Annotated in this window: 13 protein-coding genes; 9 read left to right on the top strand and 4 right to left on the bottom strand. The window is 37.6% G+C overall.

From position 1 onward, the window contains the following. The first annotated feature begins 76 nt into the window (after positions 1-76). The 9 genes from ABEG11_RS04315 to ABEG11_RS04275 all read left to right on the top strand — a co-directional run bounded on the left by ABEG11_RS04315 (position 77) and on the right by ABEG11_RS04275 (position 9,446). The gene (locus tag ABEG11_RS04315; protein WP_348822968.1) at positions 77-994 is read left to right on the top strand and encodes a transporter; all 918 of its coding nucleotides are present in this window, start codon (positions 77-79) and stop codon (positions 992-994) included. A 42-nt stretch (positions 995-1,036) separates the two neighbouring features. Then, on the top strand, positions 1,037-2,371 hold the full coding sequence (locus ABEG11_RS04310; RefSeq protein ID WP_348822967.1) for a TolC family protein: 1,335 nt from the start codon (positions 1,037-1,039) through the stop codon (positions 2,369-2,371). A gap of 9 nt (positions 2,372-2,380) precedes the next feature. Continuing rightward, entirely contained in the window at positions 2,381-3,445 is a 1,065-nt protein-coding gene (locus ABEG11_RS04305) for an HlyD family secretion protein (RefSeq protein ID WP_348822966.1), read from the top strand. Between the two features lie 115 nt (positions 3,446-3,560). Then, the gene (locus ABEG11_RS04300) at positions 3,561-5,129 is read left to right on the top strand and encodes an MFS transporter (RefSeq protein ID WP_348822965.1); all 1,569 of its coding nucleotides are present in this window, start codon (positions 3,561-3,563) and stop codon (positions 5,127-5,129) included. Positions 5,130-5,300: 171 nt separating this feature from the next. Further along, positions 5,301-6,002 carry an ion channel gene (locus ABEG11_RS04295; RefSeq protein ID WP_348822964.1) on the top strand — a complete coding sequence of 234 codons (702 nt, stop codon included), beginning with the start codon at positions 5,301-5,303 and terminating at the stop codon, positions 6,000-6,002. Positions 6,003-6,101: 99 nt separating this feature from the next. Continuing rightward, positions 6,102-7,187, top strand: coding sequence for an AI-2E family transporter (locus ABEG11_RS04290; protein WP_348822963.1), 1,086 nt, complete (start codon positions 6,102-6,104; stop codon positions 7,185-7,187). Positions 7,188-7,787: 600 nt separating this feature from the next. Further along, positions 7,788-8,261: a hypothetical protein gene (locus tag ABEG11_RS04285; protein WP_348822962.1), complete on the top strand. Its 474-nt coding sequence runs from the start codon at positions 7,788-7,790 to the stop codon at positions 8,259-8,261. Between the two features lie 115 nt (positions 8,262-8,376). After that, positions 8,377-8,901 (top strand): GNAT family N-acetyltransferase, encoded by a 525-nt coding sequence (locus tag ABEG11_RS04280; RefSeq protein ID WP_348823115.1) that lies wholly within the window; start codon positions 8,377-8,379, stop codon positions 8,899-8,901. A 146-nt stretch (positions 8,902-9,047) separates the two neighbouring features. Beyond that, positions 9,048-9,446, top strand: coding sequence for an FKBP-type peptidyl-prolyl cis-trans isomerase (locus ABEG11_RS04275; RefSeq protein WP_348822961.1), 399 nt, complete (start codon positions 9,048-9,050; stop codon positions 9,444-9,446). A gap of 149 nt (positions 9,447-9,595) precedes the next feature. On the opposite strand, the gene ABEG11_RS04270 is transcribed toward ABEG11_RS04275, so the two are convergent. The 4 genes from ABEG11_RS04270 to ABEG11_RS04255 form a co-directional block, all read right to left on the bottom strand. Beyond that, a complete protein-coding gene (locus ABEG11_RS04270) occupies positions 9,596-11,386 on the bottom strand; it encodes an acyl-CoA dehydrogenase FadE (protein WP_348822960.1) in 1,791 nt (596 codons plus the stop codon). Positions 11,387-11,546: 160 nt separating this feature from the next. Next, positions 11,547-12,728, bottom strand: a complete 1,182-nt coding sequence (locus tag ABEG11_RS04265; protein WP_348822959.1) for an acetyl-CoA C-acyltransferase — start codon at positions 12,726-12,728, stop codon at positions 11,547-11,549. A 94-nt stretch (positions 12,729-12,822) separates the two neighbouring features. Beyond that, positions 12,823-15,213, bottom strand: a complete 2,391-nt coding sequence (locus ABEG11_RS04260) for a 3-hydroxyacyl-CoA dehydrogenase/enoyl-CoA hydratase family protein (protein WP_348822958.1) — start codon at positions 15,211-15,213, stop codon at positions 12,823-12,825. After that, the gene (locus ABEG11_RS04255) at positions 15,197-15,658 is read right to left on the bottom strand and encodes a MarR family winged helix-turn-helix transcriptional regulator (protein ID WP_348822957.1); all 462 of its coding nucleotides are present in this window, start codon (positions 15,656-15,658) and stop codon (positions 15,197-15,199) included. The genes ABEG11_RS04260 and ABEG11_RS04255 overlap by 17 nt, the downstream gene beginning before the upstream one ends. Between the last annotated feature and the right edge of the window lie 14 nt (positions 15,659-15,672).

The raw sequence follows: 15,672 nt of genomic DNA, 5'->3' as shown, positions 1-15,672 counted from the left end.
ACTGCTTCAATAAGAGCCTATAAATGACTGCAATACATAATTTTAATTTATTATTTAATTCCTTACACTATTCAATATGAATTTAATTGATTTAACCAGTAAAAAAGGTGTATTCATATTCATGAGTCTTTTTTTTATTTGTAATTTATCAAAAGCACAAGATCTGGAGCCTAGAGCGTATGCAAATATGCCAAAAGGTGTAAATGTGATTGTCGGAAGTTATGGTTTTATGAAAGGAGATGTTGTTTCGGAGCCTACATTGCCAATTGAAGATTTTGTTATTTCGAGTAATAATTTTGGAGCAGGCTATATGCGTTCATTTGGTTTAGGCAATAAACTGGCAAGAGTCCAAGTGGCAATTCCCTTTGTAATTATGGATGGTCATGCTACTGTGAATGGCGATAAAATAACTGGTAATAGAACAGGTTTTGGAGATATGCGTATTCGTTTGGGAGTAAATTTATTAGGTTCTCCTGCGTTAGACAAAAAGGAATTTAGCCAGTATCAGCAAAAAACAATATTTGGTGTAAGTTTAGTTACATCGGTTCCTACAGGTATTTATTATCCCGATAAAAGAATCAATATAGGAACCAATCGCTGGGGATTTAAGCCAGAAGCCGGAATATCTAAGCGTTTTAAGCATGTTTATGCCGAATTGTATTCGGGAGTCTGGTTTTATACTAAAAACGATCAGTATCTTGGAGATAATATTCTGAAACAAGATCCAGTTTTCTCTGTCCAGGGACACGCATGTTATTATTTTAAAAACCAAATGTGGGTTGGTGTCAATGCAAACTGGTTTAACGGTGGTAAAACCGAAGTCGATGATTTGCCCGCAGGAAGTGTTATCAATAGTTCCAGGATAGGTGCAACCTGGTCAATGCCGTTATCAAGAAGCCAATCTGTCAAATTACAGTTTAATACCGGGGTTTTTAAAGATATTGGATTGAACTATGATTCGATTACTTTTTCGTACCAATATGTGTTTTTTTAAGACGGTTATCATTTGAAATATTTTTAAATTTAAAAGACGTTAATGAGCAGCTTTATCTTAAAAAAAATAAAATACAAATTTGTTATTGCAATAATAGCCTGCTTCTTTTATGAAGCTGATTATGCCCAAACTGATGAACTCAGAATTATTAAATTGGATGAAGCCATACAATTAGGAATCCAGAATAATAATCAGATTAAATTAGCCAGCTCCGATGTTTCTATTGCTAATGAGAATCTAAGTCAGGCAAAAATTGCCAAAACACCACTCCTTGGCATGAATATGGGATATAATTATATCGGAAGCCCTAAAGTTTACGAAGGCTTTTATGAAAAAAATATCACCATTGATTATTTTGATCATCAGGCTGTGGCTGGGATTTTTGCTTCAATGCCTTTATACTTAGGAGGCGTAATCAACAATCAAATCGATAAACAGAAATTAATTGTCAGTATGCAGGAATCGGTGGTAAAAATGACCGAAACCGAAATCAAGCAGACAATTACTTCCCAATTTTTTACACTCGAAAAATTATACAGGCAAATTGAAGTTACCAAACAGAATATCATTAACACAGAGTTGCGTATCCAGCAGCTGAAATCAAGGGTTGCCAATGGACAAAACCTAAAAAGTGATTTGTTGAGAACTGAATTACAGCAATCTAATTTTGAAGTGGCTGTTTTCCGTAGTACCAATTCCATAGAACTAATCAGTAATTATTTGGATATACTCACAGGATTGCCAGCCAATACTATATTAAAACCTGTACTGGATGGGATTTTAATTCCAAAAAAAGATTTAAATCTAGAAGAGAGCCTGTCTCAAGCATATCAAAATAGATATGAAATCAAGCGGTCTGAAATCAATGTAAAAATAGCTGAATCCAGTATGGATATTACCAAGAGCGGTTTTAAGCCCAATGTTAACGCAAATCTATTATTGAATACTCAATATCCTGCGCAATGGCCAAATTATACTAATAATATTCTGAATTACTGGGTGGCCGGACTTTCTGTCAATTGGGATATTTCAAGCTTTTATAATCTAAAACATCGTATTAACAGTGACCAATTGCAAATTGATAAAAGCAATATTGCACTCGATGCCACAAAGGATGTAATTAATCAGGATGTAAAGTCGGCTTTTGTGCGATTTACAGAAAGTGTAAAGAATATTTCCACTTTTAAAAAAGATGTTGATTTGGCATTGAGCAATTACAAAATTGTAAAAAGCCGCTATGACAATGATTTTGCTTTAATCAGCGATATTGTGGATGCTGAACTGCAGTTGAATGAAGCCAAAATATCATTAAATAATGCCAATATAGATTCCATTATTCAATATTACTTCCTGCAGTATGCTATGGGTAAACTTTAATTTTTTTTTATGAGTGAACAAGACAAAAACACCGAAACTGCAGCGAATGCCGAAAAAAGAAGAAATACGATATTGACGATTCTTTCCTTTATTTTTATAATAATCGGAGCAGTTTGGATATTGAGTTTATTTTTTGATTTCAATCGGTATGAAACAACTAATAATGCTCAAGTAGAATCCTATATCAATAGTGTGACTGCGAGAGCAACGGGACATATAGTCGAAATCCGTTTTGAAGCCAATCAGTTTATTCACAAAGGAGATACATTGGCAATTCTTGATGATGTTGAATTCCGGATAAAAGTAAAGCAGGCCGAAGCTGATCTGGCTGCAGCCGAAGGAAATCTGCACTCATTGGAGCAATCAATTGTTACGGCTAGTTCCAATCAGGAGGCTATCAAGAATAAGCTGGAAGGTGATAGAGCCAATCTGGACAAAGCCGAAAAAGATTACCATCGTTTCAAAAATATGTATGCCGATTCTGCAGTGACACTCAATCAATATGAGCAGGTAATTTCAAAATTGCAATCGACTAAATCGTATCTCAAAGCTGCAGAAAAGGAATTATTGGCCAGTGGTTCAATAACCGAACAAAGCGTTACTAATCTGGAAGCAGCAAGAGCATCGGTAGCTAGGAAAAGAGCCGATCTGGAGAATGCAAAATTACAGCTGTCTTATACCCGGATCATAGCTTTGGCTGATGGGTATGTAGGGGAGAGAACCGTTTCTGTCGGTGAATTAATCAATGCCAATCAAGTCGTAGCAACTTTGGTTTTAAACCAAAAACTATGGATTACTGCCAATTTTAAAGAAACCCAAATCGAAAAAATCAAGCAGGGACAGGAAGTGACTATCACTATTGATGCACTGGATAATAAGGAATTCAAGGGAAAAGTTGTTGGTTTTTCGCCAGCAACAGGTGCTAAATTCTCTATGGTGGAACCTGATAATTCTACAGGGAATTTTGTCAAAATTACGCAGCGTATTCCCGTGAAAATTGATTTTGAAGCTTCTTCGAAAGAGTTACAAGATGTTAAGCCTGGTATGAATGTATCAGTAGAGGTGAAAAAATAATTGAAAATACGAATTGCATGAATTAGCACGAATTTTAGTTTCTAAAATTTTATTGCACTGATTTTTCATAATGTTGTGCAATTCGTGAAACTGGTGTTCAAAAAATCATTTAAGTATGAGTTTAGTCAAAAAAGGAAGTGTGTTTACCCTTGTAGGATTATATGTCCTTACAATTCCTTTTTTTAATGCGCTGAATGTAACCTCTTACGATAATTCACAAATTCTGGGGCATTTTGGAGCATCCACCGCTGCTTTTACTTATGCTACTTATATTCCATTTTTTGCGATGTTAGGTTTTTTGCCTTTGAGCTTAAAAATTGCAAAACAGATTAAGATAAAAACAATGATACTGTCCGTTAGTTTCCTGTCTATTATCTGCAATACAGCTTCATTATATACAGAGACTATTGAGTGGTTTACGGTTTGGCGTTCACTGCTGGCAATTTTATCGATTATTGGAATCTTTGCTTCGCTGCTTCCAATACTTATGAAATACAATCCCGTTTTCAATATGCCAATTTTATATGGAATCGTTCAGTTTATTATACAGGGCAGTAAGCAGCTGTATCAATATTTTGGGACACAAATGACCAGCATTCACAATTGGACTTTCGGGATTTATTTTCTAAACGCAAATTTCTTGATAGCCATACTTCTGGCATGGGTTTTTTATAAAAAAGATTTTGCCCCAATGAAATCCTCTTTTCAGTTTGATTGGCGAGGCTGGATTATCATATTGTTATTTTTTGCTATTGTACTTTTCCTGTGTGCCGAAGGGCAGACGCGCAATTGGCTGAGCGATACCAAAGTGGCTATGGCATTTGCTTTCTTAATTATTATTGCGGGCATTTATTTAATTCATGTTCGATTCACTCAGACACCAATTATCAATACCGATGTGTATCAGTATAAGAATGTGGTCCTGGGATCTTTATTGTTTTTTTATACCGGGATGATGAATGGAACAGGAGGGATAGTAACGGGTTTTATGACTAATATTCTGGGATTTGACAGTATTTATACAGCAAGAACGCATTTGGCTATTCTGATAGGCCTCTTTATAGCGATTCCGTTATCGACTTATCTCTTGTTCAAAAGAATTTATCTGGCGACTATTTGGGCAGCTGGTTTCGCCTGCTATGGACTGTATCATGTCATTTTGTTTTTTCGTTTTTATCCCGAAATTGATTCGGCTGATTTTTTCGCCCCTTTTATCTTCAAGGGATTGGCTATTGGTTTTTTGTATCCTGCCGCCTCGCTTTATATTTCCGAAAATGTGCCAAAACCTCTAGGCGATTCCCGAATGATGAGCGGTGTTATTGCACGTGTCATTTTTGCTTCACTGCTTGGAGGAGCTATTTTGGGAACGTTCATCTCCAACTTGAATGTGCAGCACAAAACGGGTCTCAGCCAGCAATTGACGGCTTTAAATCCTTTGGCGCAAGCTCAATTAAACAAATCAAGGAATTATTATTTAAGCCAAGGATTATCGGCTGGAGAAGCTCAGAAGAATGCCGAAAAAAATCTTTCCAATCAGACTGCTAAGTCATCATTAATGCTGGCTTACAAAGATATTTATCTGGTAATGTCGGTGCTGTGCTTTTTTCCGATATTGATTCTCCTGCTGTTTCGGTTAGCACGAAGGCCAATAGGGAGTGTCGATGTAGAGCCTATTCCATTTTAAAACAAAGCTGCTAAGTTTGTGAGTTACTAAACGGCTAAGATAAAAGCGGATAAATTTTTAAAAAAGATAAAATAATTATTTTTAAAAAAGCATAAATAAATTACTGATAGATTTTAAAAAAGAGCTTAGTGACTTAGCCGCTTAGAATCTTAGAAACTAAAAACAGAGACCATGTTAACACAAAAAAAATACCGTTTTTTAAATCATTTCTGGACCAAGGAAAGTGGGCTTAGCGGCATGCTGGTACTGCTTTTTGCGATGCATTTTGTTGTAATTCCGCTATTTGGCAGCTATTCGTCTTTTATTGCTATCATCAATGTGTTTTGGATGCTGTTTCTCATTGCAGGGATTATTGCTTTGTCTAAAACCAGAAGACAAACGCTATCCTTGGTTATTATTCCTTTTTTGTTCGTGCTCTTTAACTGGATTTCGATTTTTGAGAACACACCATTTGTCCAGTTAAGTGATATTATTTTGACAATTGCCACTTTTGTATTGCTTATTGTACTGGTTTTAACCAAAGTCTTCGAGCCAGGACCTGTTACCGAGTATAGAGTTATAGGCTCGATAGTGGTCTATATGATTTTGGCTAACTTGTGGTCGGTTATTTACTTGTTTATTTACAGGCATATTCCTGGCGCTTTCCAGATTACATTGCCTCCTTTTGAGAGCAATACTCTGGAAGCCAATTTTATGTATTTTAGTTATATAACCATTACCACCACTGGTTATGGGGAAATAGTTCCTTTGCATCCCTTTGCCCGGGCTATGGTTCAGATCGAAGCCATAATAGGAGTGCTGTACCCCGTAATCTTAATAGGCCGTCTGGTCTCGAACGCCAGCGAAAACAAAGCCAAGCAGAATAATCAATAACAATAACAATAACAATAACAATAACAATAAACCAAAAACAATAAACCAAAAACAATAAACCAAAAACAATAAACCAAAAACCATCAAAAAAAAACCGATATGAAAGAGTACACCGAAAACAAAAACAAGCAAATCTTCGAAACCATTCTGCAGTTAGGGATCGTTTTCCTTATTTTGGGATTCTGTATTAAGCTCCTGCTGCCTTTTATGATGCCTATCCTTTGGGCCATTATATTGGCAATTGTGCTATATCCGGGATTTAACTTTTTGCAGAAAAAACTGAAAGGGCGCAAAAGCCTGGCTTCATTTATTATTACTGCTGCTATTTTGGCAGTTATTATTTTGCCGACAATAGCTTTTTTTAATTCCGTAACATCAACAGTTGTAGAGTTAAAAACTGGTGTCGAAAACGGAACGATCAAAGTCGCAACGCCAGGGCAAAACATCAAGGATTGGCCTATAATAGGCGACAAAGCCTATAATTTTCTGTATGCCCTATCTACTGATATGGAGAAAGGCATGCTCGAATATAAAGCGCAAATTGTAGAATTGTCCAAGGTGCTGCTGGGCAAGGTAGCAAGTTCAATAGGCTCTTTGCTCTCCATTATTCTCTCCGTAATTATAGCAGGAGTATTGATGGTTTCGACCAGCGCACAAGACCTGGCGATCAATTTTATCAGGAGAATTGCAGGCGATTCGGGCGATGAGTTTTTAAACATATCAGTATCTACTGTGTATCAGGTGGTCAAAGGAATACTAGGCGTTGCCATAATCCAGACACTGATACAAGCCGTTGGGCTTTTTGGGTGTGGCGTACCTTTTGCAGGAGTGCTAACGGTTTTATCTTTAATGTTATCGATCATTCAAGTAGGTCCCATCATCATCAACCTTGGAGTAGTTGCTTATCTTTTTTCGTTAGACAATACCACCGCAGCTTTGCTATGGACTGTGTTTTTTGCCCTGAGCGGACTCTCAGACAATGTTCTAAAACCATTATTATTGGGCAAAGGCGCAATGGTACCTATGCTCGTAATCTTTCTTGGAGTAATTGGCGGATTCATGATGTCTGGATTCATTGGGCTGTTTGTAGGGCCAATTGTGTTTTCCATTGGCTATAAATTATTTGTGGCCTGGATGGACGATACACCAAATAAAATTATAGTCGAAAATGATGTGAAAGAATAATAATAGTGTGCCACCAGTCAACTCATTTCTAGTACAGTTACAGCCGTCAAAATAGTAATCAGCCCCATTATTCAATATGGGGCTTTTTTTGTTACTGGAGGGGATGAAAAAAGGGTGTGATAGGGAGGGTTTTATGCCGTGATACACCCTGAAAAACACCGCAATGTCCCTATAAATAGGGGGTATATCTCCCCATTATCAGGGGCTTAACTCCCTCAAACAGGGAGTAAAACCCCTGTTTTGTACCCCCTATACCCCCTAAAACAAGGGGTATAGGGGATGCTTATAGGGGGTAATACACCTTAAAACAAGGGGTGTAAGGGATGTTTATAAGGGGTAATACACCCTAAAACAAGGGGCATAGGGGGGTATAACGGTATAGTCTAGCACCTGTTTTACCCCCTAAACGGTACAAAAAAGAACAATTTGCAAAGAAAGAGGCAATCATTCCTAAACTGGAACTCCAGCTCGGAACCCTGTGAGAATTTATAATAAAATAAAGCGGACAAAATGTGAGACAAATCATTATATTTGATGAATGAATTATGCGTTGTAGCGCATATGCGGTAGTTAGCGGTCAGTTTGGTAGAAATCGAAAAAATGAAAACATTAGAAATGAAAATCATCAAAATCATTATTGCATTTATGTTTATAACCATTTCTTTTGGACAAATTCCACCAAAAGGAACAATTCAATATGAATATTATAGTTATTGTAATGAAAACTTAAGCAAATTAGAACGACCCAAAGCATATCCACTTTATCCAACTGAAGAATTATGCTCAATTAGAAAATGCTTTCGAGGAATATGTTATCCTGAAATTAATGAAATAATTTACAAGCGAATAGTTGAAATTGCTAAAGCGAATTTTGATAAAAAAATTTACTTATGCTTAATTAGAGGAAAAGAACCTATAAAATTAGCGGAAATGAAAAATGAAAATTTGAATGATGACAACAAACTAATTTACATAGGCATAGACGAAATTTATTACGATGAAGAAGTTTCAAAAGGTGTTGAGCTTTATAATTCTGAAACTGAAAAACTAATGAAAATAAAACCGAACCGCTAACACTTGCTACAATAGATTTGGGCAATTGGTTTAATTTAAAAATGGTCTTGTATTTGGGAATGTTTAGGTAAATCCGAAAAGGAGGCTTAATTAACCCCTTAATAATAGTAACATGATAGATAATATAATCATAAGAAGAATAACGGCAGCCGATCTGGAAGCATTGCAGGATATAGGTCGACAGACTTTTGAGGAAACATTTTCAGAGTCGAATTCGGAAGAGAACATGAAAAGGTATTTGGAGGAAGGTTTTTCAACAGAAAAACTGCTCGCAGAATTGAATGACAATAACTCCGAATTTTATTTTGCGACTATAAATGGAGATGTTATTGGGTATTTAAAAGTAAACTTTGGCGAATCTCAAACAGAATTACAAGATAGTAAAGCTCTGGAAATAGAGAGAATTTACGTTGTTAAGGAGTTTCACGGCAAAAAAGCTGGTCAGCAGCTGTACAGTAAAGCCATCGAAATTGCGGAACAAAAAAACACAGCATACGTTTGGTTAGGAGTTTGGGAAGAAAACCATAAAGCAATACGTTTTTACAGCAAAAATGGTTTCGTGGAGTTTGATAAGCATATTTTTAAACTTGGCAGCGATGAACAGATAGACATAATGATGAAGCGTAAGTTGACAGACTAAGCTGTCTAGTGAATTGACTGGTTTTATATTTTTGCTCTATTTCTTGATAAAATTTGATTATTTTCGTAATGTATTGTTAATCAGTATTTTTTTTTTGTAAATAGTATTGTGTCTGTTTATAGATGAATCAAAAGTAAAATTTAATTATGAAATCTGTAAGTCTTATTCTTCTGCTGTTTATTTTTGCAAATTGTGCCAATAAAATTGTAACCACAGCATCGGGATTGCAATATAGAATTTTAAAAAAAGGGGAGGGAATTAAGGCCAAAGCTGGAGATGAAGTTTTTATTTATGAAACTACCAGCTATAGAAATGGAACTGTTTTGTATTCTAATTACAATTCAGCTTCGCCTGTCAAAGTTTTAATAGGCGGCAATCAAGCAACACAAGCTGTAGATGAAGGATTAAGAGAAATGCAGGCAGGCGAAGTCCGTGAACTCATTGCGCCACACTTTTTGGTGAAAAGAAAGAGCTATCCAAGTAATGTATCTCCTGATTCTACATTGGTTATTAAAATCAAATTAGATAAAATAGTTCGTAAATAGAAAGTGTAACTGCTCTATAGTAAAATTATTAAAGCTAAAAATTGATTTCTTAAAATAAAGAAAATCCCAAAACGATAAAAAGCCACACTGTCATTCAGGAACAGTTGTGGCTTTTTAAACAAATAAAAACTAAAAAAGATTGTAAATATTTAGAAACAGTAAGCATTTTCAGCAACCAGTTTTGAGGTAATTGTTTCCCTCAAGCCAACAACATTCGGCATGTTGGTGTATTTTGTGTAACGGCGTAATCCCATTAGCATCATACGCTGTTCATCGCCTTCGGCAAAAGAAATAATGCTTTCTTTTCCTTTTTGAGTAACGATGTCAACGGCTTGGTACAAGTACAATTGCGCCATAGCGATTTGTTCTTTTACTTTGTCGGCACCATTTGATTTGGCTAGTTTTTCGGTTCTCAAAATGGCACTTTCGGCCATATAGATTTCGATTAAAATATCCGAAGCTGCCATCAGTAATTGCTGGTGTCCTTCCAGATCCGGACCATATTTTTGAACAGCTCCGCCGGCAACCATAAGAAATGCTTTTTTCAGTTTGTCAATCATTTCTTTTTCCTCGGCAAACAACTCAGAATAATCAGGAGTGTCAAATGACGGAATTCCCATTAATTCTTCTTGTACTTTAGATGCAGGGCCTAGTAAATCAACGTGGCCTTTCATAGCTTTTTTGATTAACATACCAACTGAAAGCATTCTGTTGATTTCGTTTGTTCCTTCGTAGATACGGGCAATACGCGCGTCTCTCCAGGCACTTTCCATAGGTGTGTCTTCAGAGAATCCCATTCCGCCGAAGATTTGAATTCCTTCATCAGCACAGTTTTGAACGTCTTCGGAAACGGCTACTTTCAGGATAGAGCATTCGATAGCATATTCTTCAACACCTTTCAATTCTGACTCTTGGTGAGAAACGCCATCAGCTTCACGGGCAGTGATTCTGTCTTCGATATCTTTTGCAGCACGATAGGTAGCACTTTCTCCTGCGTAACAGGAAGTTGCCATCTCTGCCAATTTAGATCGGATAGCGCCAAAACTTGAAATGGCGGTATTAAACTGAACTCTTTCATTAGCATAATGAACAGCACCAGTGATTACTCTGCGCTGTGCGTCCAGACAGGCTGCTGCCAATTTGATACGGCCAACATTCAAGGCATTCATGGCGATTTTGAAACCATTTCCTCTTTCAGACAGCATATTTTCAACAGGAACTTTTGTTTCATTGAAAAATACCTGACGGGTAGAGGAAGCACGAATACCTAATTTATGTTCTTCTTCCCCAAATGAAATTCCGTTGTCGGCTGTGTTTTCCAAAATGAATCCTGTGATGTTTTTATCATCTTCAATACGTGCAAAAACGATGAAAAGTGAACAGAAACCTGCATTCGAAATCCACATTTTTTGGCCTGTGATTTTATAATGAGTACCGTCTTCCGACAAAACAGCTTTTGTTTTTCCAGAATTCGCATCAGATCCCGCTCCTGGCTCAGTCAAACAGTAAGCTCCAAACCATTCGCCTGTAGCTAATTTTGGTACGTATTTTTGTTTTTGTTCCTCAGTTCCGTAAAGTGTGATTGGCATTGTCCCAATTCCAGTGTGAGCCCCAAAAGCAGTAGAGAACGACCCCGTAGCCCCCGAAATATAATCACAAACCAAAACGGTATTGACAAAACCCATTCCCATTCCGCCATAAGCTTCAGGCACGGCTACGCTCAAGAAACCAAGATCTCCCGCTTTACGCATGGATTCTTCGGTAAAGGCATAATCTTTATTTTCAAAACGGTTTTTGTTCGGCCAAATTTCTTTGTCCACAAATTCTTTTACAGAGTCACGCATCATCAGCTGCTCTTCGTTGAAATCCTCTGGGGTGAAGATGTCTTCACATTTTGTTTCTTTTACGATGAATTGACCACCTCTAGTTTTGTCGCTCATGACTTTATTATTTTAATTTTTATATCTTTTTATTTATGATTTTATTTCCCAATCCTGCCATTGCGAGGAACGAAGCAATCACATTTGCAAAATCTAACTTTGCATAATTGTTAGCGAGATTGCTTCGTTCCTCGCAATGACAAACTAAACGAATACTTGTCTATAAAACTTCAAAAATCCCCGCACTTCCCTGACCAGTTCCCACACACATACTCACAATTCCATATTTATTACCTCTGCGTTTCATTTCGTCGAATAATTGAACAGAAAGTTTAGCTCCGGTACAGCCCAGCGGGTGACCTAGGGCAATCGCTCCTCCATTTACATTAATAATGTCTGGGTTTAGGTTCAGTTCGCGGGTTACAGCCAATGCCTGTGATGCAAAAGCTTCGTTCAACTCAATTAGGTCAATGTCATTTAGAGTTAATCCTGCTTGTTTTAATGCTTTAGGAATGGCTTTTACAGGACCGATTCCCATGATTCTTGGTTCAACACCTGCAGAGGCAAAATTCACCAAACGGGCTATAGGTTCAAGGTTTAATTCTTTTACCATTTCCTCGCTCATAACCAGTACAAAAGCGGCACCGTCACTCATTTGTGAAGAGTTACCGGCAGTTACACTTCCGTCAGCGGCAAAAACTGCTCTAAGACCAGCCAATGCTTCCAATGAAGTTCCTGCTCTTGGTCCTTCGTCTTTGTTTACAACATAAGATTTGGTTTCTTTTTTACCATTTTCATTAATAAAAGTCTGTTCTACTGTGATAGGTACAATCTGTTTGTCAAATTTACCTTCAGCCTGTGCTTTCAATGCTTTGTTATGCGATTGAAAAGCAAACTCATCCTGATCTGCACGGGAAATATTGAATTGTTTCGCCACTGCTTCGGATGTCAGTCCCATTCCCCAGTAGTAATCCTCGTGTCCAGCTTTTGCGACAGCGTAATCAGGAGTAGGTTTATAACCTCCCATCGGAATATAACTCATGCTTTCGGCTCCTCCGGCAATAATGCAATGTGCCATTCCTGACTGGATTTTGGCAGTTGCCATTCCGATAGTTTCCAATCCCGATGCACAATAACGGTTCACGGTAACACCAGGAACATCATTTACTTTTAATCCCATCAGAGAGATTAAGCGCCCCACGTTCAAACCTTGTTCTGCTTCCGGCATGGCGTTTCCAACCATAACGTCATCGATACGGGTTTTGTCAAAATCAGGCAGTTCATTCATCATGTACTGAATGGTTTCGGCAGCCAGTTCATCAGGTCTTTTGAATCTAAAAAGCCCTTTTGGCGCTTTGCCTACTGCTGTTCTATATGCTTTAACTATATATGCTGTTTTCATTTGTTTAATTTTTTAAGAGTAGAGAATATAGAGTATAGAAAATAGACTTTAGTCGTTGGCTGAAATCTATTTTCTGTATTCTTAGTTCTATTTTCTAATTACGAAGCGGTTTCCCTTTAGTTAACATATACTGAATTCTTTCCAATGTTTTTCTTTCAGTACAAAGAGACAAGAAAGCTTCTCTTTCAATATCCAGTAAATACTGCTCGGATACCAAAGTAGATTCGGACAAATCACCTCCGGCCATAACGTAAGCCAGTTTGTTAGCGATTTTCTTGTCATGCTCTGAAATGTATTTTCCAGCTTCCATCTGGTCAGTTCCCACTAAGAACATTCCCAATGCCTGCTTTCCTAAAACCTTCACATCGGTTCTTCTGATTGGTTGCGTATAACCCGCTTCGGCCATTAATAACGCATGTTTCTTGGCTTCGGCAATCTGACGATCTTTGTTTACTACAATAATATCTTTACCGTGCTGTAAAAGCCCGGTGTCAAAAGCTTCGTAACCGGAAGTCGATACTTTTGCCATAGCGATAGTTAAGAAATATTCCTGCAGTACATTCAATTCCACATCATTTTTACGGAATAAATCGGAAGCTCTCAACGCCATTTCTTTGGAACCGCCTCCGCCAGGGATGACTCCAACACCAAATTCAACCAATCCCATATAGGTTTCGGCAGCGGCAACCACTTTATCAGCGTGCAGACTCATTTCGCATCCGCCTCCAAAAGTCATTCCGTGAGGTGCAACAATAACTGGAATTGAAGAATAACGAACGCGCATCATTGTGTCTTGGAACATTTTGATCGCCATGTTCAATTCGTCATACTCCTGCTCAACTGCCATCATGAAGATCATTCCGATATTGGCACCGACTGAGAAATTCGCTGCCTGATTTCCGATAACCAGACCCTGGTATTCTTTTTCGGATAAATCTATCGCTTTATTGATCGCTTGTAAAACATCACCGCCAATAGTATTCATTTTGGATTGGAATTCTAAGTTCAAAATTCCATCACCCAAATCTTGGATAATAGCACCGCTGTTACTCCAGACTTTTTTGCTTTCGCGAATGTTGTTCAGGATGATAAATGCATCCTGTCCAGGAACTTTAGTCTGTGATTTTGTCGGAATATTGTAGAAATAAGTTGCTCCTTCTTTTACAGTATAAAAACTGCTGCTTCCTGACGCAATCATATCATTTACCCACGCTGCAGGCTCAAGACCTTCGGCTTTCATGATTTCGATTCCATTGGCAACACCAATGGCATCCCAAATTTCGAATGGACCATTTTCCCATCCGAAGCCGGCTTTCATGGCATCGTCTATTTTATATAATTCATCAGATATTTCAGGAATACGGTTGGAAACATAAGCAAACATTCCGGCGAAACTCTTTCTGTAGAATTCGCCTGCTTTGTCTTTTCCTTTAACCAAAACCTTAAATCTGTTGATAGGTTTATCGATTGTTTTTGTTAATTCAAGCGTTGCAAAATTGGCTTTTTTTGCAGCGCGGTATTCTAAAGTATCCAAGTCTAAAGAAAGAATATCTTTATCTACTTTTTTATAAAATCCCTGACCGGTTTTAGAACCAAGCCATTTGTTTTCCATCATTTTGCTTACAAAATCCGGAAGTTTGAACAATTCATGCTGTTCGTCTGTAGGGCAGTTTTCATAGATTCCGTTGGCAACATGCACCAAAGTATCTAATCCAACCACATCCACAGTTCTGAAAGTTGCTGATTTTGGACGGCCAATAACCGGTCCAGTTAATTTATCAACTTCTTCGATAGTCAACCCCAATTCTTTCACCAAGTGGAATAAACTCTGGATTCCGTAAATACCAATACGGTTTCCGATAAATGCTGGAGTATCTTTGGCAACAACCGAAGTTTTACCCAAGAATTTTTCTCCGTATATTGTTAGGAAATCCAAAACTTCAGCAGAAGTCTTTGGCCCTGGAATAATTTCAAATAATTTTAAGTAACGCGCTGGGTTAAAAAAGTGAGTACCGCAGAAATGTTTTTGGAAATCTTCACTGCGTCCTTCGCTCATAAAATGAATTGGAATACCAGAAGTATTGGATGTTACCAAAGTTCCCGGTTTTCTGAATTGGTCGATTTGCTCAAAAACCAGTTTTTTGATGTCCAGACGCTCCACAACCACTTCGATAATCCAATCTACATTGGCAATCTTAGCCATATCATCTGTGGTGTTTCCAGTTGTGATCCGGCTGGCAAATTTTTGGCTGTAAATAGGAGAGGGCTTCGATTTCAATGAGTTGGCTAAATGCTCGTTTACCACTCGGTTGCGAACAGCTTTACTTTCAAGCGTAAGCCCTTTTTTGGCTTCTGCATCGGTCAGCTCTCTTGGAACAATATCCAAAAGCAGAACTTCGACCCCAATGTTGGCAAAATGACAGGCAATCCCTGAACCCATGATCCCGGATCCGATTACTGCTACTTTTTTAATGGTGCGTTTCATTATTTTCTTGTTGGTTAAAAATATTTTTATTCTGAATTAGTTCATTGATAATTTCGGCAACTTCGATGAAATTGTTGATCTTTTCTTCCGATACATGCTGTCTTACAGATTCATTGAATTTCAAAACAGTATTCTTTGAAAGTTCTCTTTTTTCTTTCCCAAAATCGGTTAGATATATTAACACTCCCCGGCCATCATCAGGATTTTTTTTTCTAATAATTAATCCTTTTTCTTCCATCGATTTCAGTGTTCTCGTCAGGCTTGTTGCTTCCATTCCCATCCTTGGGCCTAATGCGGTAGATGGTGTACCTTCCTCTCTGTCAATACTTAATAATGCAAATCCGGTTGCCATTGTTGCATCATATTTATTGGCCTCTTCGTTGTACATTCTGGATACGGCCTGCCATGTTGCTCTTAGGATATAATCTAGTGTTTTGTTTTTCATAAGTTACTATATCG

The organism is Flavobacterium aestuarii, assembly GCF_040049115.1.
In the GTDB taxonomy this organism is placed as follows: Bacteria; Bacteroidota; Bacteroidia; order Flavobacteriales; family Flavobacteriaceae; genus Flavobacterium; species Flavobacterium aestuarii.
This window is presented reverse-complemented; position numbering and strand designations above follow the sequence as displayed.